This is a genomic window from Spiroplasma endosymbiont of Dasysyrphus albostriatus (assembly GCF_964019495.1).
Lineage (GTDB): Bacteria > Bacillota_I > Bacilli_A > Mycoplasmatales > VBWQ01 > Spiroplasma_E.
On record NZ_OZ026447.1, the window covers coordinates 741,607 to 764,882 of the forward strand.

The window sequence follows — 23,276 nt, forward strand, 5'->3', positions numbered from 1 at the left end:
ACTTAGCCCTTTTTACTAGACCATTAATTTAAAAAATCTGAATGTATTCTAAAAACAATTGTGTTATATAATGAACACTAATTTTGACCTGAAAGGATTTTTATTAATGGATAAAATTAAACAAATAGCATTAATAATTAACAAATTAAATATCAAAGAAAAAATTAAAATTATCGATGATTGCAAAAATCAATATTCAATTAGAAACTTATGTCAATATCTTCAATTAAACAGATCAACATATTACTTTTTAAAAAATAAACAAAAACTTATTAAAAAAGAAAAAAATCATATTATTAATTGCAATCATAAATATCAAGAATTATGCCAACTTTTAATCGAATTTCATTCTACAAGAAAAGGTAGAATTTATGGATATTTAAGAATTTTTTCAGCTTTTAAAGAGTGATTAAAACAAGAGAAAAATATCATTTTAAATATAGAATTATCAACAAAACAAATGCGAAAAATTATGAAAAAACACAATATTCAAGGATTAAAACAAACTAAAAATAACTATCCTAAAAACAAAAAAAATCCAAATAAGTGAATACCTACAATGGATAAAGTAAACAAAGATTACAAAAGTACAACCGCTTCAAATCAAATTTGATCAATGGATACTAAACAAATAAACACCAAAGAAGGTTGACTATATCTTTTTGTAATTATTGATTTTTATTCAAATAATGTTGTTAGTTATAATACATTTTCAAATAAATCATATCAAGATTTAATTCTTCCTGCACTTGAAAAAATAAACAACCAATTTTCTTGAAATCAAATAAAAAACGTTATTTTACATTCAGATAACGCCAACGAATTTTATTGTCAAGAAATTACAAAATGAGCAAAAAACAAACAAATAATTTTAAGCAAAAAACAACCATATGATATTGGCGGTAATGTCATATCTGAAAATTGATTTTCACATTTATCTCAAGAATGATTGCCTAAAGACTCAAATCAATATTTAACAATCAATGAAGCTATTAATGATGTAAATCAATATGTTATGTTTTATAATTATGAAAGAATACATTCTAAATTTTTAAAACCACCAATATTACAAATAAAAATTTAGAAATATCTATCAAAATATGGTCCAGTAATTAGGGCTAACCACCAAATATCAACAACAAATGTCTACCAAAAAATAGTCCTAAAAAGTGTTGCCATTCCACTTTTCATATATTGTTAAGTGATAGTTTAATATATTTATAACATTATCTGCAACTTTCGATTTAATTTTATTTAAACTTTGGTATACTAAAACATAGTAAATAGTTTATAAGCAAAAGATAGGTGAATAAATAATATTATGAGTATCGATAAAAAATACATTAGAAATTTTTCAATTATTGCCCATATTGATCATGGTAAATCAACTTTGGCTGATCGTATTTTAGAATTAACTAATGCTGTTTCAAAAAGGGAAATGAAAAATCAATTGTTAGATTCACTAGATTTAGAACGTGAACGTGGCATTACAATTAAATTAAATAGTGTACAACTTAAATATCAATCATTAGATGGTCATACTTATTTGCTTCACTTAATTGATACTCCAGGTCATGTTGACTTTACTTATGAAGTATCGCGTAGTTTAGCAGCATGTGAAGGTGCCATTTTAGTAGTTGATGCTGCTCAGGGTATTGAAGCACAAACTTTAGCAAATGTATATTTAGCATTAGATAATGATTTAGAAATTATTCCTGTTATTAATAAAATAGATTTACCAAGTGCTGAACCAGAAAAAGTTAAGGAAGAAATTGAAAAAGTATTGGGTTTACCTGCTGATTATGCGCCTTTAATTTCTGCAAAAACAGGTATTAATATTCGCGATGTTTTAGAAGCAGTTATTAAATATATTCCTTATCCAATTGATGCTGATGATAATGAACCATTGCGTGCTTTAATTTTTGATTCATTATATGATAAATATCGTGGAGTGATGGCATTTATTAGAATCAAAACTGGTGTAATTAAAGTTGGCGATAAAGTAAGAATGATGTCAACTGGTGCCGAATATGAAATTACTGAATTAGGAGTACGCACACCAAAAGAAGAAAAGAGAGAAATGTTAACAGCTGGTGAAGTTGGTTGAATTAGTGGTGCAATTAAAATAATTAGTGATATTCATGTTGGTGATACGATTACTAGTGTTATTAATCCTGCTGATGCACCATTACCGGGTTATAAAACTTTAAAACCAATGGTTTATTGTGGTTTATATCCAATTGATACTAATAAATATCAAGAATTAAAGGATGCATTATATAAAATTCAATTATCGGATGCCTCATTAATTTTTACTGCTGAAACATCACAAGCATTAGGTTTTGGTTTTCGTTGTGGTTTTTTAGGGTTATTACATATGGATGTTATTCAAGAACGTTTAGAGCGTGAATATAATTTAGTTTTAATTTCAACAGCTCCTTCTGTAATTTATGAAGTAAATTTAACTAATGGTGAAAAGTTAATAATTGATAATCCAGCAAAATGACCAACTGTGCAGACAATTAAAAGTGTAGAAGAACCATTTGTGCAAGTAACAATAATGACACCAGAACAATATGTTGGTGCATTGATGCAATTATGTCAGGATAAACGTGGAACTTATTTAGATTTAAAATATGCTGATAATTTACGAAGAACTCTTATTTATAATATGCCACTGAATGAAATTGTCATTGATTTTTTTGATAAATTAAAATCAATATCAAAAGGTTATGCTTCATTAGATTATGAATTAATTGGTTATCAGGAAAGTAAATTAGTGAAAATGGATATTTTATTAGCAGGTAATATTGTTGATGCATTATCTGTTATTGTTCATAAGGATTTTGCTTATGATCGTGGGCGTGTTTTATGTGAAAAATTAAAAAAATTAATTCCAAAACAAAATTTTGAAGTTGCTATTCAGGCTGCTATTAATAATAAAATTATTGCTCGTCAAACTGTGCAAGCAGTTAGAAAAGATGTTATTGCTAAATGTTATGGTGGTGATATTACAAGAAAAAGAAAACTTTTAGAAAAACAAAAAGAAGGAAAGAAAAAAATGAAATCGATTGGTAATGTTGAATTACCACCAGAAGCATTTCGTGCTGTTTTAAAAATAGATGAAGAAAATTAATAAAAAAGTTATAAATATTTGATTTGTTTTTTTCTAAATTGGATTATTTGAAAATAAAAAATTAATTGATCTATTTAAGTCAATTAATTTTTTATTTTCATAAAGCATATTTTGAAATAAAAATGAGATTTCTCACAATTTTATGTTAAATATATAGTATTTTTTTTAATTCTGCAATTATTTCCATTTTAATTTTTATGTAATTTTTTTGCATTTCAATATTATGGATGGGGCCACTTAGCCCTTTTTACTAGACCATTAATTTAAAAAATCTGAATGTATTCTAAAAACAATTGTGTTATATAATGAACACTAATTTTGACCTGAAAGGATTTTTATTAATGGATAAAATTAAACAAATAGCATTAATAATTAACAAATTAAATATCAAAGAAAAAATTAAAATTATCGATGATTGCAAAAATCAATATTCAATTAGAAACTTATGTCAATATCTTCAATTAAACAGATCAACATATTACTTTTTAAAAAATAAACAAAAACTTATTAAAAAAGAAAAAAATCATATTATTAATTGCAATCATAAATATCAAGAATTATGCCAACTTTTAATCGAATTTCATTCTACAAGAAAAGGTAGAATTTATGGATATTTAAGAATTTTTTCAGCTTTTAAAGAGTGATTAAAACAAGAGAAAAATATCATTTTAAATATAGAATTATCAACAAAACAAATGCGAAAAATTATGAAAAAACACAATATTCAAGGATTAAAACAAACTAAAAATAACTATCCTAAAAACAAAAAAAATCCAAATAAGTGAATACCTACAATGGATAAAGTAAACAAAGATTACAAAAGTACAACCGCTTCAAATCAAATTTGATCAATGGATACTAAACAAATAAACACCAAAGAAGGTTGACTATATCTTTTTGTAATTATTGATTTTTATTCAAATAATGTTGTTAGTTATAATACATTTTCAAATAAATCATATCAAGATTTAATTCTTCCTGCACTTGAAAAAATAAACAACCAATTTTCTTGAAATCAAATAAAAAACGTTATTTTACATTCAGATAACGCCAACGAATTTTATTGTCAAGAAATTACAAAATGAGCAAAAAACAAACAAATAATTTTAAGCAAAAAACAACCATATGATATTGGCGGTAATGTCATATCTGAAAATTGATTTTCACATTTATCTCAAGAATGATTGCCTAAAGACTCAAATCAATATTTAACAATCAATGAAGCTATTAATGATGTAAATCAATATGTTATGTTTTATAATTATGAAAGAATACATTCTAAATTTTTAAAACCACCAATATTACAAATAAAAATTTAGAAATATCTATCAAAATATGGTCCAGTAATTAGGGCTAACCACCCCATTCCATTAATTAAATTCTCTTGACTTTTTAAATGATTATTTTCTAAATTATTTTTTATTATTGCGTGACACTCAATTTCTCTAGAGTAATTTTTAATCATATTTTTTATGTTATTAATCATTTTATATTCCCCATTTCAAAGTTTTATAAATAATTTATTTATATTTTTTATTATATCATTTTATTTATAAAAATTATAAATAAAATGATATAATTTTCTATAATAAATCTAGTATTCATAGAAAAATAAATTAAAAGCAAGTTTAAATAAAATGATATAATAAAAAAACAATTCCCTAAGAACCTGTTTGGAATCTTTTATAAAATAACGTAAAATGACTATATATTTTAAGATAAGGGGTATATATGCATAAAAATTATCCAAGTCATGTTACTAAAGAACAATTTGAGAACATAAGATCAATTTTAGAAAATAACAAAAAGAAAACAAAACCAAGAAATTTAGATTTATATGAAGTATTTTGTGCAGTTTTATATGTATTAAAAAGTGGATGTCAATGAAGAATGTTACCAAAAAATTTTCCAAAATGACAAACTGTATATTATTATTTTCAAATTTGAAGTAAAAATAGTGATAAAGAACCTAGCACTTGACAAGTAATTTTAAAAAAAATTAGTTAGAAAAGTTCGTATCAATAATGGTAGAAAAGAACAAACTAGTTTTTGTATAATTGATTCACAAAGTGTTAAAAACACAGATACTGCTAAAAATAAAGGTTATGATGCTGGTAAAAAAATTTCAGGAATAAAGCGTCATATTGCTGTTGATTCTCAAGGCTTACCACATGCAATTTACATAACCACAGCAGAAAAAACAGATCGTAACAGTGCTATAATAATGATTGAAAATGAAAAAGAAAATTTATCTAAAGTTCAAAAAATACTAGTAGATGCTGGTTATACTGGTGAAAAATTTGCTTTTAAAATCAAAACAATCATAAATGCAAATGTTGAAGTTATCAAACGTAATGAATTACATTCTTTTGTAGTATTGCCAAAAAGATGAGTTGTAGAACGAAGTTTTGCATGATTAGAAAAATGCAGAAGATTATGAAAAAATTGTGAAAGAAAATTAAATACTAGCTTACAAATGGTTGTTCTCTCATTTATTTCAATTTTATTAAAAAGATCCTAAACAGATTCTAAGAAATTGATAAAATTTTAATTTATAATAAGTATATTAATAATAATTACTTAAATGGGGAGTAGGGGGTTATGTGAAAATTTTATTAAAAATAATTGATTGTTTGAACCCAATTTCTATTTTTAAAAGTATTAAAAAGTATATAGAAAATAGAGCTAAGATTGAAACAAAATTAATTGATAAAGAAAAGCAAAGACAACATGAAAAAGATTTACAAGATTCTAGATTTAAACATGAATCACTTGAAAATGAAAAAGACAGAAAATTACAAAAAGAATTAGCTGAAGAAAAAACTAAAAGATTAGGGTTAATATTAGAAAATAAATTAATTATAAATAGACAAAATTATTATTTAAAACATGATAATAATCCTAAATTAGAATTAGAACTTAAAAGAAAACGAATTAAAGGTAAAAAAATAAAGTAATATTGTATTTACAAAAATATGAGGTTAAAATTGATATAATCACTCTATTGAAGGTGATTTTAAGGAGTTTTGATAATGGATTTAAATATCAACAAAAATTTAAAAACAAAAGTTTTAAATAATTTTTTAAATTTATTAGCAATTAATTTAGCAGATACTTATTTAGAAACCTTAAAAAAATATAAATCAAAAGATGTAGATGAATTAGTATTAAATTTTTTAGATCAAGTAGTTTATTTAGTGGATGAAGAAATTGATATAACAAACGTTAAAAATAGTTCTAAAATATCCAAAATGAATACTAAACAAAAAGAAAAATTTAATAATGCTTTAAGAAAAGATAATAAATATCGAAAAATGTGTTCAGTTCTTAATTTTATATATCGAGTAATAAAAGAAGAAGAAACACAAGAGCAAGTATTCAATAATATATATCATTTTTATGAAAAATCTGATGCTGAAACTTTAGAAATATTTTCTAATGATTATAAAGAAAAAGAAAAATTTGATTTTTTTAAAGAAATAAAATTAAAGTTAAAAAATAGTAATAGTTTTTTATATAAATCAAATTTACAAGCAAATATATAAGTTTAATATATTTATAAAGTATCTTTAAAAACATCTCTAATAAAATATTAGAGATGTTTTATGAATAAACAAAATTATAAAAAATTAAAATTATTTATAATTTTACTATTAAATTTTCAATAAGTATTACAATTTTTTTAAAAAAAGAACTAACTTAAAATTAGTTATTTTAAATTAGATTATTTATTTTTATATATTCCATCAGTAGTTGTTGCATAAATAGTAAAATTATTAGAATTATAAATCAATTGATTAATTGAATTAAGTTTATTTTCATAGAATAAAGTGAAGTTTTTTTCTTGATAACTTTTTCATATATTACCATCTTTATCACCAACTAAAACCCCTGTTCCAAAAGTTATTACTGTTGTATTTATTGTTTCTAAAGTTTGCTTATATGGTAAAAAATTAGCAATAGTAATACGTTTATAATAAACTTGTTTACTCTTGTTAGTAACAAAGATTGTTTCTTTATTATCAACAGCAATACTTGTAATACCACCATCTTTTAGTTGCTCAACTAAATTAAAAGGATTACCCCCAATACTTTTAAAAATCATTCCTTCTGTATTACCAGCATAAATTAAACCATTTTTAGTTGTTTTTAAAACTGTAATGTTACCTATTGCCCCATCTATTTTTTTTAATTCAGTTGTTGGACTTGAATTAGTATATACCCCTTGATTTGTTCCTATATAAATATTATTTTCTTTGTCAAAAGTCATTGCTAATAATTGATGTGAACTTAAAGTATATTTTTCAGCAAGTTGATCATTTTTAAGAATATAAACTTTTAATTCATTATTTTTTTCATTATAAGTTCCAACATAAATTGTGCCATTAGGTGTTGTAATTAGTGATTTTATTTTATAATCATAATTAAGTAAATTTATTTCTTCAAAAGATTGACCATTGTCACTTTTATAAACAATACCTTCACTATTAACGGCATAAGTTTGTTCCCCCTTAAAAGTTAAACTATTAATTTCACCAGTAGTGCCTGTCATTTTGTTAAAGCTAATTTTAGAAACATTGTTTTTATTTAAAAAAGTAGTATTTTGATTGCTATTAATTATTTTATTATTTGATAATATCATCCCTAAACTTGTAACAGTGGTAATTAATAATAACAATTGTTTAAATTTCATTTTTATTCCCTCCTTTTTTTAAAAATTAAATTAAGATTTAGCAAAAATACATTATTTTTTGTATTTGTTTTTTGGTAAATCTTAATTTAAGTTTATATTTGCAAAAAATAATATACAATAAAAAAACTAAAAAAATGTGAATTACAATTACACTTTATCAAAATTATATATGTAATATGTATTGTTTGCCTTTATTTATATTGTGATTCTTAGTTAGTTATGGTATTCTATTATGGTATTCTATATTAAAAGATGGTCTTGTAAGTGAGGTGTTTGTTATGTTAAATTTAGATTTTGTTGGACCTCACGGCATTACTGATACTTATGGTGGATGGTTTCATGTTTATGCATTTGCTATTATGTCAGGTATTTTTGCTTCAATTATTGCTTCTTGAGTAAAATTTAAACGTTATCGTGTTCCTACTGATTCTTTAGCATGATCAATAATATTTATTATTCCTGCTTCATTATTTGGTGCTAGTTTTCTTGGTAAGGATGATCCTGATAAGTCAATTAGTTTTTTTGAAAAATTTGCATTTTGAAAACCAGGGATGTCTATTCATGGTGGTGTTTTATTTGGCATTATTGCTGGTGCAATTATTTTTTACTTTGTTGGTCGTAAGTATAAAATATCATTATGAATATATGGCGATTTAATTATTCCTAATATTTTATTAGGGCAGATATTAGGACGTTGAGGTAATTTCTTTAATCATGAATTACTTGGTAACGTTGTAAGTTATGATTCATTATCATGATTACCTGCTTTTATTCGTGATAATTGTTTTAAATTAATTGGTGGACCAAGTGGTAATCCCGAAATGATTAATGGTGAAATTGTTTATCGTGCACCAATATTTCTTTATGAATCAATTGCTAATTTAGGTTTATGATTAGCGATTACATTTATTGTTCCAAATCTTGGTAAATGATTTGGTAAAAAGCCATGAAAAGTAGAGCCAGATAAGTTTCAATTTGATTTTAAAGATAATTTTAAATACTGAGGAAAAATAACTTTTAATCCAAAATATTGAAATAAAATAAATCGTGATCCAAAGCATTTGACTTGAACTAAAATGTGAAATGAAGTTTACTATTATAATCAAGTACCAAAAAATGTAGTAAATAAAGCATTAGCAGAAGTCAAACCTTCTGGTAAGAAAATTAATGATTATATAAATAAAAGCAAAAAACTTTATGAAATAAATAATCCACATCATTATCGAATGATGCATGCAGGTGTTCAAATGGGACTTTACTTTTTTGGATGAAATTTAATTAGATTTATTTTAGAGTTACAGCGCCCACCAGAAGATTTATTTTTAATTAATCGTCCAATCCTTGATTATACAATTTTATTATTGATTACTTTCTTTGGTCTGTTTCTAGCAATATTTGCACAATTTGTTGCAGCAAAATATTTACGTAGCGAAGGATGAACATATGAAAAAGAATATTAATAATATTCTTTTTTATTATTAAAATAATTATTATAACAGAAAATAAGCTATTAAATAGATAATATTAATTAGATTTGGTGTTTTTGTTATAATATTTATATACTAATGTATGAGGTGAAATTAGTGTTAGCAGTAGTAAGTGATGATAGTAGTACTAATACCATTAAGTTTTTAGGTTTTGAGATTCCAATTACTACTTTTTTATATTCAATGGGTGGGTTAGCACTTTTGATTTTTCTGTTATTATTATCAATTTTATTAATAATGTATTTACGCAAAAGGATTTCTATTAAAGGATACTTAAGTTTAGAAGAAAAAGATTATCAATTTGAAGATAAAATTTTGGAAATTGAACATGAAATTGCCAAATTACAAAGAAAATTTTATTCAAGTAAACATATTTCTAAAAAGACAAAAAAATATTTTAACTAATTAAATGTAGGTGATGTATATGTCTAAAATAAAATTTAAATTATTTGATAAATTTTTTTCACAAAAAAATAGGTTATCAGATAAAGAAGGTTATCAAAAATCAACTAATAATAACACTTATTTTAGAAATGTTGTACCACCAATTAATAAAAATAAAGAAAATATTCATAATTCTGATTTTAATGAAAATGATTATAATGAAAAAAAATATGATGGTAAAAATATACAAGTTACTAGTTCTTATATAATACCTTTACAAGAAAAAAAGACAGTGCCGATCAATGAAAACTTTACTAAAGAAAAAGATATGTATTATGATCAACCACAAACATTTAATACTATGGAAATAGTTAGTTATAAAAATAGTTTTAAAATTCCAAAACCAATTAGCAGAGAAATTAAATCAGAGAAGCTAAAACAATTGATTTTATTATTTATTGGTGTTATGACATTAATTATTGCTTCAACTTTTATTGGTTTATATTTTGGTATGATTAACATAAAAATTATTCCTCATCCTGTAATTACTATTCCATTAGCAATTATTGCTCTTACTATTATTTTGATTAATATTATTGAATTTGTGACATTAAGAAGAGAAGTGGATTTATATATTGAAAGAACACTAAAAGGATCGCTATTACCTCCTAATTTTATAATTAGAAATTATCGTAAAATTCATGCTAACTTGATAATTGTTAATTGAATAAGTATTAGTAGTTATATTGTTCTTGGTATTATTATTGGCATTATGTTTTTGATTAGTGGTCAGAAATTAACTTTTATTATTCAAAAATGAACAGTTAATGTTCCTGATATTATTAAAGATGCAATAACATTAACAATTATTTTAGGTGTTATTTTCTTTATTCATATGATTAATATTGTTATTTTTAAATTTCGTAAACGTAATATTATAAGTTATTATGGCTATGAAATTATTAATCCACAAGAGTTAAATCAATACAAAAAAAAGATAAATAGAATATGTATGATTATTACTATTGGTTTTACTGCTTTAATATTTTTTGCAATTGTTATTCCAATATTTGTATTAAAAAGAAGAAAGAAAAAGTAGTTATTATTTATAATATATATAGCTAACTAAAGTAATGTTTACTCATATCTTGAAAAACAAAATCAATCGCGTTTTTAATATTTGGTCAATAATTTGGTAATATTTTTCTTATATTATGTTTTATAGCAAATCAAAAATGTTCAATTGGATTTAAATTAGGAGAATATGGTGGAAGAAATAATAGTTTGCATCCAGCATTTTCAATTAATTGTTTTGTTGCTTTAGATTTATGAAACGTCGCATTATCTAAAACTATAATTTGTCCACACTTTAATACTGGAATTAGTATATTTTTAACATATGATTCAAAAATTTTACTATTGCAATGTCCTTCAAATGCTCATAGAGCTTTTAATTTACCTTTATTTAGTGCACCAATTATACTCATTCTCTTTATTTTATATGCAGGTTTATTATCAAATAATCTTTTACCTTTTTCAGACCAACCATATTTATAAAATTCATTATCATCAATTCCAGATTCATCAATATATACCAAATCTTCATTCATTATTTTCGCTATTTCTTTTAAAAAATCTTCTTGTTTATTTTTATCTCTTTGTTCATATAGAAAAGTTTTTTTTATATGTATAATTTAGTTTTTTGAAATAGTTATAAACTGTTTCTTTTGTCATATCACCAAATTTTTCAATTACTTTTTGAACTGTAACATCTTTATTTTCTGCTAAATAATTTTTTAATTCATCTAAATCCTTTATTTTGTGGCTATGTCCTTTTTGATAATTCAAAATTGGTTTTATATTTCCGGTTTTTTGCTTTCTTTTTCTTCATAAAAATAAAGTCTTTCTAGTGATATTGAACACTTTACAAATTTCTTTAATTTTCATGTTTTTACTTTCATAAACTTCTATTACTTTTCTTCGTAAGTCCTCACTGTATGGTTTTGGCATAATTTAATCTTCCTAATCTATTTTAATTATTGCTGAATTATACTTGTAAGTGCAAGAATTGTTTAAATTACATATTATTATTTTACATTATTTATGAGTAAACATTACTTTCGTTAGCTATATATAGTAATAATCATTTTTATAAGGTGTTAATTATGTCAAAAAATTTAAATAAATGAGGAAGAGAAACAATTACTTTCAATGAATTCCAAAATAAAAAATGTCAATTTAAAAGTTGTGAAGAAAATATTTTTAGTCATAGTTTAGATTTAAATTATTTTAAAAAAATGATTTTTGAACATTTAACAAATTTAAATAAATTAGAACAAAATAAAGAGTTATTTAAATTTAGTAACTCTATATATGCATCTGATTTTTGCAAAAATCATTTATTTGAAATATATTTTTCTTATTTAACTAAACTTAAGATTATTGATTTTTTAATTCCTCGTTCAAATAAAATAATAGAGTCATGATTTTTTGATTTTTTAATATATAATCAAACTAATGATGAATGATTAAGATGTTACCATGATAATAAAGGTATTGACATTTTAAAACCTAGTTTGATAAAAATAATTCCTGATGATTTTTTTCAAATAAATAATAGTGAAATTAAGTGATTTAATGACTCTAATCATTATTTAGGAATTTCTATTAAAATAAGAAAGAATTATATTTTAAAAGAATATATAGGTACTACAAAAGAACAAGGTAGATTAAATGGCCCAGATTTTATTTTAGAAAATATAAATAATAAAAAAACATTAGGACTTGAAATTGTTGAATTAAATCCTGTGTTGTTTGTTTTTCCTAATGGAGTAAGAGATTTTGAAAAAGTTGGTAAAAAGTTAGATAAACAAATTAATGAACAAAAAGGTGGAAATTTTTATAGAAATTGAATTAATTTAATTAAAATAGTTGAAGATAAAATTAATAAGTGAAAAAAATTTCAAAAAACTGATGAAAAGGCAATTGAAATAATATTAAATAATTGAGTTCCCGATATTTGATATTATATTTTTGAAATATCTTTAAAATTTTCCAAATTTAATAATTAAATTGATTATTTTTTTATTCTTTAAAACAAAATTATTTTTTTTATTTTGAAATGATTATTTTAGTAAATTTATTTTTTATGAAAGCAATAAAAGAATTTTAGAAAACAATTATTAGTAGATGAAATTAATGATTATAGATTGACATATTATAATAAAAGTTACCTAATGGTAACTTTTATTATAATTAAATTTTTAAATATGATTACTTCCATAAGAAGGTAAATCAATTATTGCTCATTCATCTTCATCATTTATTGCTTCTTTTGCATCATCTAACATATCATATTCTTCTTCAACATTTTTGCTATTGTTATTATCTAAAATTATTTGATTAATTTTAGTTGCATTATCTAATGTCATATTATATTCATATTTACTTATATTACTTGATTGATTTGTTAGATTCTTTGAGTTTAATGTAGTTTTCTTTTCATCATTTTTTTGTATTACTTTTATATTTAATTCTTGTTTTTTATTTTTGTAAAAATTTCATGAATAGTAACCAATTCCACCAGCAAGACACACTAGTCCCACTGTAAGAAGATTATTTGGAAGTATTGATTGTAATAAATTAGAAAGTATTTCAGAATTAATTTCGCTCTCATTTGTGTTTAAAAATTTCATTTTTATGTTCCTTTCAAATCAAAATAAAAACCTATTTATTTACAAAAATAAATAGGATAAAAACTTATATTAAATTTTTACTAAATAAATATAGCATAATTTATATATTAATTGTTAATAAGTTATTTAAAATTTTTATAAAAAAGCATATATCCAAAAAAATATTGACTTTCGCGTTAAAGTTATATATATTACAAAATAGTATTTGAATAAAGCTAATAAATTATATATAGAGGAAGATATAAGATGCCATCAAAATTAGTAATCATGGAATCTCCAGTTAAAAGTAAAGCAGTACAATCATATTTAGGTAATGATTATTTAGTGTTATCTTCGGATGGACACATTCGTAATTTAGCAATTAAAGGTCAATATGGTTTGGGAATTGATTTAGAAACTTTTGAACCAATTTACAAAATTGATCGCAAAAAAATGCCAAAGGTAAAAGAATTAAAAAGTAAATTAAAAAGTATTACTCATGTTTATCTAGCAACCGATCATGATCGTGAAGGAGAAGCAATTGCTTATCATTTAGATCAAGTATTAGCAACAAGTAATATATCATCACGAATAACTTTTAATGAAATTACTAAAGATGCAATTTTAACAGCATTTAAATCTCCACATAGTATTGATTTACCATTAGTTCGTAGTCAAGAAGCAAGAAGAATGGTTGATCGTATCATTGGTTTTCGCTTAAGTAATCTATTACAAAAGAAGATCGGTTCACGTAGTGCAGGGAGAGTACAATCAGTAGCATTAAAATTAATAGCAACAAGAGAACGTGAAATTACTAATTTTATTAGCAAAGAATTTTGAACAATTAATAGTACTTATCAAAAAAAAATAATATTAAATTGTGAAAAATATAAAGAAGAACTGTTAGTTATTAATAATGAACAAGAAGCAGTTGCTATTAAAAATGCATTAAGTGATAGTTATCAAGTAATTTCTGTTACTGAACAAAATCGTAAGCGTAATTCATTAAATCCATTTACTACTAGTAGTTTATTACAAGCAGCATCAACACAATTAAATTTTAGTACTGCTAAAACAACGCTTATTGTTCAGCAATTGTATGAAGGAATTGATGTTAATGGAACACTTACTGGATTTATTAGTTATCCTCGTACTGATTCAATACGTTTAAATGATAAATTTATTGAAAATGCCAAAACATTAATTGTTAATGAATATGGTGAACAATATCTTGGGCAGAAGAAAGAACAGACTAATAAAAAAAATGTGCAAGATGCTCATGAAGCAATCAGACCAACTGATTTAACAATGAATAATAAACGTGCTATTGATTTTTTAAATAAAGATCAATTAAAACTTTATAATTTAATTTATTTTCGTGCCCTTAGTTCATTAATGGCACCAGCACAATTAATTAGTACTACTGTCTTATTTAAAAATAATGATTATCAATTTCGTTTAACAGGACAACAAATCAAGTTTAAAGGATTTTTAATGCTTGATGTAGAAAGTCTTGAAAATGAAGAACTTTTAGTTTTACCAAAATTTGAAAAAAATCAAATTATTAAAGTTGAGTCAGTAAATTTACAGCAACACTTTACTAAACCAAAACCAAGATACACAGAAGCTAAATTAATTAAAACATTAGAAGAACTAGGAATTGGTCGACCATCGACTTATAATCCAATTATGAACACTATTAAAGAACGCGGTTATGTTATTATTGAAAATAAGTCTTTTAAAGCTACTGAGAAAGGTCTTTTAACTAATGATAAACTTCAAGAGTTTTTTTATGATATTATTAATGAGACATATACTTCACAAGTTGAAACTCAATTAGATCAAATTGCTCATGGTAATTTTGATATGCATCAAGTGGTAAAAGACTTTTGAGTTAAGTTTGAACCAAGGATTGATGATGCTTTTGATAAAATGACTGAGTTTAAAATTAAACCGGTTTTATTAGATCAAGATTGTCCACTTTGTGGTGCCCCACTTGTGCAAAGAACAGGAAGATATGGTAAATTTAACGGTTGTTCAGCATTTCCAAAATGTCGATATATTCAAAAACAATTAGAAAAAATTAAACCTTGTTTAGTATGTACAGATGGTTGAATGGTTGTTAAATCTTCAAAACAAAATCGAAAATTTTTAGGATGTACTAATTATCCAAATTGTAAACATGTTGAAAAGTATCAAGAAGTAACTTCTGATAAAGAAGTAAAGTAGGTGAAACGCATGTTAAAAGATTATATATTATTAATAGATAAACCTTCATTTATGACATCACAAGATTGTCTTGTTGTTATTAAAAAACGTTTGAAATTAAATAAAATTGGTCATACAGGTACGTTAGATCCTTTAGCAACAGGACTAATGGTAGTACTTGTGAATGAAGCAACCAAAATTAGTGATTTTATTTTAAAAAGTGATAAAGTTTACATTGCAAAAATGCAACTATTTTTAAAAACCGACACCGGCGATATTACTGGTAAAATTATTGAATCAAAACCACATCTTGATTTAAAAGAATCAGAAATTGTTAAAGCACTTGAATTTTATAATAATCGTCAATATGGGCAAATAATTCCTGCTTATGCAGCAGTTAAAATTAATGGTAAAAAACTTTATGAATATGCTCGTGAGAATATTCCTGTTGAATTACCAAAACGTAAGGTTTATATTAAATCTTTAAAATTAATTAGTTTTAATAATGATTTAGTTACTTTTGAAGTAGTATGTTCAAAAGGAACTTATGTTCGAGCTTTGGTTACTGACATTGCTAGAATTTTACATACATCAGCAACTTTAACTTATTTGAGAAGAATTCATCAATCGGGTTTTGATTTAAGTAATGCCCTAAATTTAGATGTTATTAATGAAGAAACAGTTAGTAAAAATCATATTAGTATTTATGATGGTGTTAAAAATATTATGCCAGCGATTGTTGTTGATAATAGTAAAAGTGTTATTGATGGTAAACCCTTAGTTATTGATAGCACTAATGAGCCATATGTTTTAGTTGTTAATTCTGAACATTTGCCATTAGCTATTTATCGTAATCAAAAAAATAATTTATACGTAAGCCAACGAGGTTTTAAATGTAATGAAGATATTAAAATTGAAAAATCTAAATATTCAAAATCAAAAATTGATGTCTAAACCAATTATTGCTTGTTGAGGTTTTTTTGATGGTATTCATCAAGGTCATCAAGCCCTATTTAAACAATTATTAGTTAATTCAACAATAAATAATTATCAAACATGTATTATTAGTTTTGATAGAAAACCACAAAGTGTAATTAGTAATAAAAATAATGAGGTTTTATTAAGTAATGAAGATAAAATTAAAACAATTGCTAAATACAATTTTGATTATTATTGGGAAATTAAGTTTAGTAAAGAAATAGCAACACTTTCACCAGAGCAATTTATTTCGTGATTATTGGCAAATAATGTTAAAGCAGTAGTTGTTAACCCAAATATTAGGTTTGGTTATCAAGGGCAAGGTAATATTAAAACATTACAACAATCTTCATTACAAGTTTATCTTTGTAATGATATTATTGTTAATAATAACAAAGTTTCTTCAACTTATATTAAACAACTTTTACAAAATAAAGATATTAGTAGTGCTAATCTTTGTTTACAACAAGAGCCATATACAATTAGTGGTAAAGTAGTTCATGGTATTAAAGAGGCTAGAACGATTAATTTTCCAACTGCTAATTTATCGTTATTAACAAACTATGCATTACCGGGTCTTGCTACTTATATTACGCTTACTGAAGTAGATAATAGATGATATCAAAGTATGACAGTAATTATGTTACGTAATAATAAGCCGTTAGTTGAAACTTACTTATTAAACTTTAATCAAGATTTATATGGAAAAATCATTAAAGTTAGATTTTTAGATTTTCTTCGTGATAATTTAAAGTTTACTAATTTAGATGATTTAAAAAAACAAGTCGATAAAGATTTAATAGAAACAATTAAATATTTTGCTAATTCTAGTACTAAATTATTAAAGCCATAATAATTGTGATATTCTTTATATTTACAATAATTATTAACATTATAAATACTATTTATTAAAAACTATTTCCAATAAAATTTAATTTTATTGTATATGCTAATGAAAAATAAAAAAGAAAAAAGGGAGTAAATAAATAATGAAATATTGAGTAAAAGAATTTATAAATCAAATAAAAGATAATAATGAAATTTGCGCAAACTGTGATTATAAAGAAAATTTACAAAAAAATATTACTTCAAATGATAATTGTCAAATTGTAAATGATGAAAGAATGCCATTGTTACAAGAACACGCTTCAAATAATAAATGTATAGTTATTGAAATAGAATCAAACATTTCAGCTGTTAATAATATAGTAGAAATAAATTTACAAGGAAAACAAATTGAACAAAAAAAACAGACTACTAATAAATTACCTAATTATGGTTCAATTTGTTAAGAAGTTAAAACTACATAATCAGACTTAAAATGATGAATTATTTAAATAACTTATTTTAATAGATTAGTTAATTTACTTTCACTAATTTCTTTATATATGTTTAAATTAGTTTGTTCGTATAAATAACAAGCTCAATAATATCAAATTAAATTTTGATAATTCATTCATTTTTTAGCAATAATTATTTGTTCATTATTTAAATTAAAACAATTAAATCAAGTATTAATTTCGGTTTCAGAAGTTAAACTTTCAGAAGCAAAAGAGGCAATATCAAATAATTCATCATTTCAACAAGCAAAATCTCAATCAATTAAATATCAACAATTATTTTTTTTAACAAAATTATTTAATGTTAAATCATTATGAGATAAAACAATTGTTGTTGGTTGATAAGTAGCAATTCATTTGATTACCTCACTGGTTATTTTTTCTAAGCAAGGATTACTAGTAGTTAAATTACAGTATAAATTAAGTTGTTCTAAACCTTTTCAAGTTTTAATTAATGATTTATTATCAAATTTAATATTATGTAGTTGTTTTACCAATGATGAAATTTGTTCTAATATTTGTTTATTAATTATTTGTTCGCTTAAATTAATTAAATTATGATAATATGGCATTAAGGTTAATAGTTTATTATTATTAATATTGACTTCATTAATAGGTAATGTAAATTTTTTTGATTTAATTAATTTAATAACATTAATTTGATTTGTAAAATTCAAAAAAGGTTGCAAAATATCTTTAGATTGTTTTAAAAAAAAATGTTTATTTACTAAAAATAAGTCATTGGTTAAACCTTTTGTTTTTAATAGTTCTAATTGATATGGTGGTTTAATAGTTTTAAATTTCAAAATGACACCTCTATTTTGCTTGTATTGTCTGTAATAAAATTATACAATTTATTAAATAAAAAATATTGAAAGTAAGTGATAGTATGTTAAAAAAAGGTTATATTCATATTTATAAAGGTGAAGGAAGAGGTAAAACCTCAATTCTTAATGGTATGGTAATTAGAGCATTGGGTAATAATCTTAATGTTAGCTACTTACGTTTTTTAAAAAATCGTCCTTCTGGTGAAATTAATTTTTTAAAACAAAATACTAAACTTAAAATTGAAAGTTTTTATGAATCTTCGCAAAAATTTTTTTGAGAAATGGATGAAGAAGAAAAAAATAAATTAAAACAAGAAACTAATTATGGTCTTACTAGATTAAAACTGTTAAGTCAAAATGATAATACTGATCTTATTGTTGTTGATGAAATTTTAGGGTGTATTCAAAATAATTTGATTAAAGAACAAGACTTAATTGAAATTTTAAAAAATAAAAAATCACATATTGAAATTGCATTATCTGGTAGATATGCATCTTTTGCCTTAGAGCAATGTGCTAATTTAATTAGTGAAGTTAAATCAATTAAACATTATTTTGAAAAAAGTCAAATTGCTCGTGAAGGGATTGATTATTAATGACTGCTAAAACCTTATGGTTTGCATCTAATAATATCGGTAAAATTAATGAATTAAAGAGTATCTTACAGACAAAGGGATATAATGTCAAATCAATGTTAGATCTTAATTCTCCTCTTGAAATCAATGAAACAGGTACATCATTTATTGAAAATGCAATTTTAAAAGCAACAACACTTGCAAAATTAGTGAATGGTCCTGTAATTGCTGATGATTCAGGGTTAGAAATATTAGCTTTAAATAATTTTCCTGGTATTAACTCAGCACGATGAAAGGGTGAAATGTCCTATCATGATGCAATGTTAGACATTTTAGAACAAATGGAAGGTGAAACTAATCGTGCAGCAGTATTTATTTCTGCTATTGCTTATGTTGATTTTGATCATAAGATTACTAAAGCATTTATTGGTAAACTTGAAGGTGAAATCACTACTGAGATAAAAGGTAATGATGGTTTTGGTTACGATCAAATATTTTATGTTCCAGTAGTACATGCTACTTTAGGTGAATTGTCATTGGCAGATAAAAATAAAATTTCTCATCGTAATTCAGCAATTCAGCAATTATTAACATTTTTACAAGAACAAAATTAGATAGTTAAAATGAAAAATAAAAAGGATGGTTTAATTCTTTTTTATAGTTTTTCTTTTTTAAAGATTGAATTTTGTTTAGAAACTATTTTAAATAATAGTTTAAGTAAAATAGATAAATTAAAAAAAATTAGTAAAGATACTATGTTAGTTATATCATTTTAGTAATAGTTTACTTGTTTATTTTTTAGTGATATTTTTAAAAAATGAAAGAATGGTTTATATAAAAAAATAACGCAAAATGAAGTTGATTCATTACAAGAAGTAGTTGTTATTGGATTTCCTAGAACATATAATACTTTTGGTAATACTGAACTTTAATATTAAAACATAGTATTAGTTTTGATAGTTTTTTAATATTCAAGAAATAAATGAAAATGGTAAATGAGATTTTACTATTAATAGTAGTCAAAAATTTAATTTTATATCAATATAATTTGTTTAAAAATTAATTTTTAAAAAGCTTGTAACTTTTAAGTTACAAGCTTTTTTTACATTTTGGGTAAATTTGGTTTAAATTCACTTGTTGTTGATTGAGTTTGCAAATCCATAGTGTTAATCTTTGTGATTACTTGTTTTGGTCAAAATACTTCTTTTTGTTCTTCTGTAAAGTATTCAATTTGTTCTTTGGTAAATGATTGTATTTGTTGAATTGTAAAACTTTGTATTTGTTCTGCTGTAAGTTCTTTAATTTGTCAATTTGTTAATCATTTTATTTGTTTTGGTGATAATCTTTGTATTTGTTCTGTTGTTAGTGTTGAGACTAATATATTTGTGCTTCTTTTTTTATGTCTGTTTTTAATTTTAGTTGTTGTTAATGGTGTTGTTATTTGTTGTCTTAACTTTTTTCCTCATTCTTGTGATTTTAAAAAAATTTGATATGTTTGTTCAACTTTATTTTTGTGTTCTTGAATAGAATTTTTTCAAGTAATATTTTTTATATTAGTAGGATCTGTACTGTTAGTATTAAAAGTTACCAATTCACTGGTATTATTAATAAGTAAATCATTCATTTTAGATACCTCTTTTTAACTATAAAACTCATTACTTTAAAAAAAGTAATGAGTTAGAAATGTTTAGAATTATTGTTATTTTTACTAAATCTGCTTATCTACTAAAATTTTAGCACCTTATAAATAAAATACAATAAAAAATAAACACGTATCTTAGTTATATCAATTTATAAAAAATGGAATAATCAATATTAAGAAATAAAAAAGTAAAAGAAGATAATTATATATCTTCTTTTAAAAATTATATAGTTTTTTTAGCAGCAGTTTTTAATAGATTACCTGTGATTAAAGCTGTTAGTTGATCAAAAAACTGATTTGGATTATCAATAGTTCCTCATTCTTGGCCAACAGTTATTAGTTTACCTTTATTAACAATAAAAACAATTGGTAAAGCTTTAAATGCTCTTTCTTTATCAACAGGATTTTGAATTTCCTTGACACCTGAATCAGCAACAGGTGCTGAACTATTATCAGAAATTTTATGGTCAAGTAGTCAATGATAAATTTGTTGTTGTCAACTAATTTTTTTATCATTTCAAAATTGGTTAACAATATCACTACTAGGGTTGGCATAAGGAGATTTTTCATAAATTTTAATATCAATAGTCCCATTAGTAGTAACACTGTTTATTTCAGTTTTCTTTTCTGTTAATCAGTTATCTCATTTACTTGGTACATTATTATTTTTGATTTGCATTGTGTGTAAACCGTCAATAATTTGTTTAGAAAGTGGATTATCAGCAGCACCAAGTATGCCAAAAAAAGCATGCCCACTATTAACATCACTAATAAATTCTTGATATTTTGAATCATCTGTACAAGCACTAACTTGTAAACTAGTTGTTGTGCCTATTATTAAGGCTGCTATTAGTCCAAATTTTTTACGCATTTATTTTCATCACCTTCAATATAATATCATAAAGTTATATGAGTAATAAATTAATAATTAAATATAACGTACTAAGTATACTATGTTATAATCTTAATAACAATATAAAAATCAAAAGGAGTAGTTTTTTTTCTATATGGACAGTAATTGGTATATTTATTTAATAATATTGCTAGTTTTATTATTTTTAAGTGGTTTTTATTCATCTGCTGAAACATCATTAACTTCTTTAAATGTTATAAGAATTAAATCTATTGGTAAATTACGTAGTAAGAAAAGTCGTCGTGCTAATATTGTATTTAAGTTAGTTAAAAATTATAATGTAACTTTAACAACAATTTTACTTGGTAACACAGTAATTAATGTTGGAATTGGTACTTTAAGTACCATATTATTTATTGATTCTTTTCATGTTTCTCCTACTTATAGTCCTTTAATATCAACTTTAGTTTCAGCAATTGTTGTTTTAATTATTGGTGAAATTATACCTAAAAGTGTTGCAAAATTACATCCCGAGACAATAGCTTTAAATTATGCATATATTTTGTATATTCTTAATATTATTTTTTATCCAATAACTTTTATTGTTACTTTATTTCAATTTAAAAGTAAAAAACCAACAAGTTCTGAACAAGAACTTATTGAATTGATTTCAATAATTGAAAGAGAAGGAGTTCTTGAAAAAGCAGAACGTGATTTAATTGAATCTGCAATTAAATTTGATGAAAAATCAGTTTTTCAAGCTATGCATCCCAAAAGTAAAATTAAATATATTTATGATGATACGCCACCTAAAGTTATTAAACATCTATATTTAGAAGAAAAATATAGTAGAATTCCTGTTTTAGATCATGTTAATCAAAATGTAATTGGTATTTTAAATATTAAAGAATTTATTATTAATATGTTAGAAAATGAAAATCCAGATTTATTACAATTAATGTTACCAGCAATTTTTATTTCTAAGCGTACTAAGTTAAATGAAGCATTGGAAATTTTACAAACCGAAAGAATGCATATGGCTATTGTCTGCAATAATAAAGATAAAAAAGATTTTAATGGTATTATTACACTTGAAGATATTCTTGAAGAATTAGTTGGTGAAATTTATGATGAAACTGATGAAATTGGATTGATACAAGAAATAGGAACACATAAGTTTCGTGTTGATGGTTCTTCAAAACTTGAAGTATTATTTAAACGTTATTTAAAAAGAAAACCTCCAAATTATATTAAACAAACTGTCCAAGAATGATATATGTTCAAAACAAAAGTAAAGAAAGTAAGGAAAAATAGTCCACTTTTAAAATTTCGAAATTTTTCATTTAAAGTTATAAAGGTTCGCAAAGAATTTGCTGTTTTTGAAGTTGAAATTTTTACTAATAAAAAAATTAAAAATAAATGAGAATAGTTAGTGCAGGATTTTTATTTAAATGCTACAATGTAAAATCATAATTATAA

At 23.3% G+C, this 23,276-nt stretch carries 26 protein-coding genes; 18 read left to right on the plus strand and 8 right to left on the minus strand.

The window, feature by feature from the left end:
- Positions 1-70: 70 nt before the first annotated feature.
- From AACL11_RS04615 to AACL11_RS04625, 3 genes are all read left to right on the plus strand, one after another.
- Complete coding sequence (locus AACL11_RS04615; RefSeq protein ID WP_338986622.1) at positions 71-1,084, plus strand: IS3 family transposase; 1,014 nt, start codon at positions 71-73, stop codon at positions 1,082-1,084.
- Positions 1,085-1,327: 243 nt separating this feature from the next.
- Complete coding sequence (gene lepA, locus AACL11_RS04620) at positions 1,328-3,136, plus strand: translation elongation factor 4 (RefSeq protein ID WP_422397462.1); 1,809 nt, start codon at positions 1,328-1,330, stop codon at positions 3,134-3,136.
- Positions 3,137-3,441: 305 nt separating this feature from the next.
- Positions 3,442-4,455, plus strand: coding sequence for an IS3 family transposase (locus AACL11_RS04625; protein ID WP_338986622.1), 1,014 nt, complete (start codon positions 3,442-3,444; stop codon positions 4,453-4,455).
- Here AACL11_RS04625 and AACL11_RS04630 read toward each other — a convergent pair.
- Positions 4,452-4,622 (minus strand): hypothetical protein, encoded by a 171-nt coding sequence (locus AACL11_RS04630; protein ID WP_338988330.1) that lies wholly within the window; start codon positions 4,620-4,622, stop codon positions 4,452-4,454. The two genes, AACL11_RS04625 and AACL11_RS04630, sit on opposite strands and share 4 nt — an antisense overlap.
- Positions 4,623-4,867: 245 nt before the next feature.
- Between AACL11_RS04630 and AACL11_RS04635 the strand changes: the two genes are divergently transcribed.
- The 3 genes from AACL11_RS04635 to AACL11_RS04645 all read left to right on the plus strand — a co-directional run bounded on the left by AACL11_RS04635 (position 4,868) and on the right by AACL11_RS04645 (position 6,681).
- Positions 4,868-5,657 (plus strand): IS5 family transposase gene (locus AACL11_RS04635; RefSeq protein ID WP_422397922.1). Its coding sequence is split into 2 segments (ribosomal slippage): positions 4,868-5,136 and positions 5,135-5,657, totalling 792 coding nucleotides; the frame shifts between segments, so codons are not numbered across the junction.
- 82 nt (positions 5,658-5,739) lie between these two features.
- Positions 5,740-6,093 carry a hypothetical protein gene (locus AACL11_RS04640; protein ID WP_338988331.1) on the plus strand — a complete coding sequence of 118 codons (354 nt, stop codon included), beginning with the start codon at positions 5,740-5,742 and terminating at the stop codon, positions 6,091-6,093.
- 75 nt (positions 6,094-6,168) lie between these two features.
- Positions 6,169-6,681, plus strand: a complete 513-nt coding sequence (locus AACL11_RS04645; protein WP_252320984.1) for a hypothetical protein — start codon at positions 6,169-6,171, stop codon at positions 6,679-6,681.
- 179 nt (positions 6,682-6,860) lie between these two features.
- On the opposite strand, the gene AACL11_RS04650 is transcribed toward AACL11_RS04645, so the two are convergent.
- Positions 6,861-7,829 (minus strand): hypothetical protein, encoded by a 969-nt coding sequence (locus AACL11_RS04650; protein WP_338988333.1) that lies wholly within the window; start codon positions 7,827-7,829, stop codon positions 6,861-6,863.
- Positions 7,830-8,107: 278 nt separating this feature from the next.
- On the opposite strand from AACL11_RS04650, the gene AACL11_RS04655 reads away from it, so the two are divergent.
- From AACL11_RS04655 to AACL11_RS04665, 3 genes are all read left to right on the plus strand, one after another.
- A complete protein-coding gene (locus AACL11_RS04655; protein ID WP_338988335.1) occupies positions 8,108-9,289 on the plus strand; it encodes a prolipoprotein diacylglyceryl transferase in 1,182 nt (393 codons plus the stop codon).
- Between the two features lie 123 nt (positions 9,290-9,412).
- Positions 9,413-9,721, plus strand: coding sequence for a hypothetical protein (locus AACL11_RS04660; RefSeq protein WP_174480536.1), 309 nt, complete (start codon positions 9,413-9,415; stop codon positions 9,719-9,721).
- 19 nt (positions 9,722-9,740) lie between these two features.
- Positions 9,741-10,799: an MSC_0882 family membrane protein gene (locus AACL11_RS04665; RefSeq protein WP_338988336.1), complete on the plus strand. Its 1,059-nt coding sequence runs from the start codon at positions 9,741-9,743 to the stop codon at positions 10,797-10,799.
- A 22-nt stretch (positions 10,800-10,821) separates the two neighbouring features.
- Here the strand turns inward: AACL11_RS04665 and AACL11_RS04670 are convergent, their stop codons facing one another.
- Together AACL11_RS04670 and AACL11_RS04675 are read right to left on the minus strand one after the other, a co-directional pair.
- Positions 10,822-11,394 (minus strand): IS630 family transposase, encoded by a 573-nt coding sequence (locus AACL11_RS04670; protein ID WP_338988471.1) that lies wholly within the window; start codon positions 11,392-11,394, stop codon positions 10,822-10,824.
- The gene (locus AACL11_RS04675) at positions 11,351-11,710 is read right to left on the minus strand and encodes a helix-turn-helix domain-containing protein (RefSeq protein ID WP_338973555.1); all 360 of its coding nucleotides are present in this window, start codon (positions 11,708-11,710) and stop codon (positions 11,351-11,353) included. Before AACL11_RS04675 ends, AACL11_RS04670 begins: the two co-directional genes overlap by 44 nt.
- A 155-nt stretch (positions 11,711-11,865) precedes the next feature.
- On the opposite strand from AACL11_RS04675, the gene AACL11_RS04680 reads away from it, so the two are divergent.
- Positions 11,866-12,771 carry a hypothetical protein gene (locus AACL11_RS04680; protein ID WP_338988337.1) on the plus strand — a complete coding sequence of 302 codons (906 nt, stop codon included), beginning with the start codon at positions 11,866-11,868 and terminating at the stop codon, positions 12,769-12,771.
- A gap of 192 nt (positions 12,772-12,963) precedes the next feature.
- Here the strand turns inward: AACL11_RS04680 and AACL11_RS04685 are convergent, their stop codons facing one another.
- A complete protein-coding gene (locus AACL11_RS04685) occupies positions 12,964-13,395 on the minus strand; it encodes a hypothetical protein (protein ID WP_338988339.1) in 432 nt (143 codons plus the stop codon).
- 246 nt (positions 13,396-13,641) lie between these two features.
- Between AACL11_RS04685 and topA the strand changes: the two genes are divergently transcribed.
- The 4 genes from topA (at position 13,642) to AACL11_RS04705 (ending at position 17,852) form a co-directional block, all read left to right on the plus strand.
- Positions 13,642-15,603, plus strand: a complete 1,962-nt coding sequence (gene topA / locus AACL11_RS04690; RefSeq protein ID WP_338988340.1) for a type I DNA topoisomerase — start codon at positions 13,642-13,644, stop codon at positions 15,601-15,603.
- Between the two features lie 9 nt (positions 15,604-15,612).
- Complete coding sequence (gene truB, locus AACL11_RS04695; protein WP_338988341.1) at positions 15,613-16,536, plus strand: tRNA pseudouridine(55) synthase TruB; 924 nt, start codon at positions 15,613-15,615, stop codon at positions 16,534-16,536.
- The gene (gene ribF / locus AACL11_RS04700; protein WP_252320748.1) at positions 16,529-17,413 is read left to right on the plus strand and encodes a riboflavin biosynthesis protein RibF; all 885 of its coding nucleotides are present in this window, start codon (positions 16,529-16,531) and stop codon (positions 17,411-17,413) included. The genes truB and ribF overlap by 8 nt, the downstream gene beginning before the upstream one ends.
- 136 nt (positions 17,414-17,549) lie before the next feature.
- A complete protein-coding gene (locus AACL11_RS04705; RefSeq protein ID WP_252320869.1) occupies positions 17,550-17,852 on the plus strand; it encodes a hypothetical protein in 303 nt (100 codons plus the stop codon).
- A 50-nt stretch (positions 17,853-17,902) separates the two neighbouring features.
- Here the strand turns inward: AACL11_RS04705 and AACL11_RS04710 are convergent, their stop codons facing one another.
- Positions 17,903-18,706: a phosphotransferase gene (locus AACL11_RS04710; protein WP_252320871.1), complete on the minus strand. Its 804-nt coding sequence runs from the start codon at positions 18,704-18,706 to the stop codon at positions 17,903-17,905.
- Between the two features lie 83 nt (positions 18,707-18,789).
- On the opposite strand from AACL11_RS04710, the gene AACL11_RS04715 reads away from it, so the two are divergent.
- Genes AACL11_RS04715 through AACL11_RS04725 form a run of 3 tightly spaced genes read left to right on the plus strand, consistent with a single transcriptional unit; the run spans position 18,790 to position 20,078 of the window.
- Positions 18,790-19,323, plus strand: a complete 534-nt coding sequence (locus AACL11_RS04715; protein ID WP_338988342.1) for a cob(I)yrinic acid a,c-diamide adenosyltransferase — start codon at positions 18,790-18,792, stop codon at positions 19,321-19,323.
- Positions 19,323-19,916, plus strand: a complete 594-nt coding sequence (gene rdgB, locus AACL11_RS04720; RefSeq protein WP_174480548.1) for an RdgB/HAM1 family non-canonical purine NTP pyrophosphatase — start codon at positions 19,323-19,325, stop codon at positions 19,914-19,916. Before AACL11_RS04715 ends, rdgB begins: the two co-directional genes overlap by 1 nt.
- 9 nt (positions 19,917-19,925) lie before the next feature.
- Entirely contained in the window at positions 19,926-20,078 is a 153-nt protein-coding gene (locus tag AACL11_RS04725; RefSeq protein ID WP_252320877.1) for a hypothetical protein, read from the plus strand.
- A gap of 326 nt (positions 20,079-20,404) precedes the next feature.
- On the opposite strand, the gene AACL11_RS04730 is transcribed toward AACL11_RS04725, so the two are convergent.
- Complete coding sequence (locus AACL11_RS04730; protein ID WP_338988343.1) at positions 20,405-20,926, minus strand: hypothetical protein; 522 nt, start codon at positions 20,924-20,926, stop codon at positions 20,405-20,407.
- 241 nt (positions 20,927-21,167) lie between these two features.
- Positions 21,168-21,815, minus strand: a complete 648-nt coding sequence (locus AACL11_RS04735; RefSeq protein WP_338988345.1) for a hypothetical protein — start codon at positions 21,813-21,815, stop codon at positions 21,168-21,170.
- 136 nt (positions 21,816-21,951) lie between these two features.
- On the opposite strand from AACL11_RS04735, the gene AACL11_RS04740 reads away from it, so the two are divergent.
- Positions 21,952-23,226, plus strand: coding sequence for a hemolysin family protein (locus AACL11_RS04740; protein WP_338988346.1), 1,275 nt, complete (start codon positions 21,952-21,954; stop codon positions 23,224-23,226).
- Positions 23,227-23,276 lie beyond the last annotated feature (50 nt).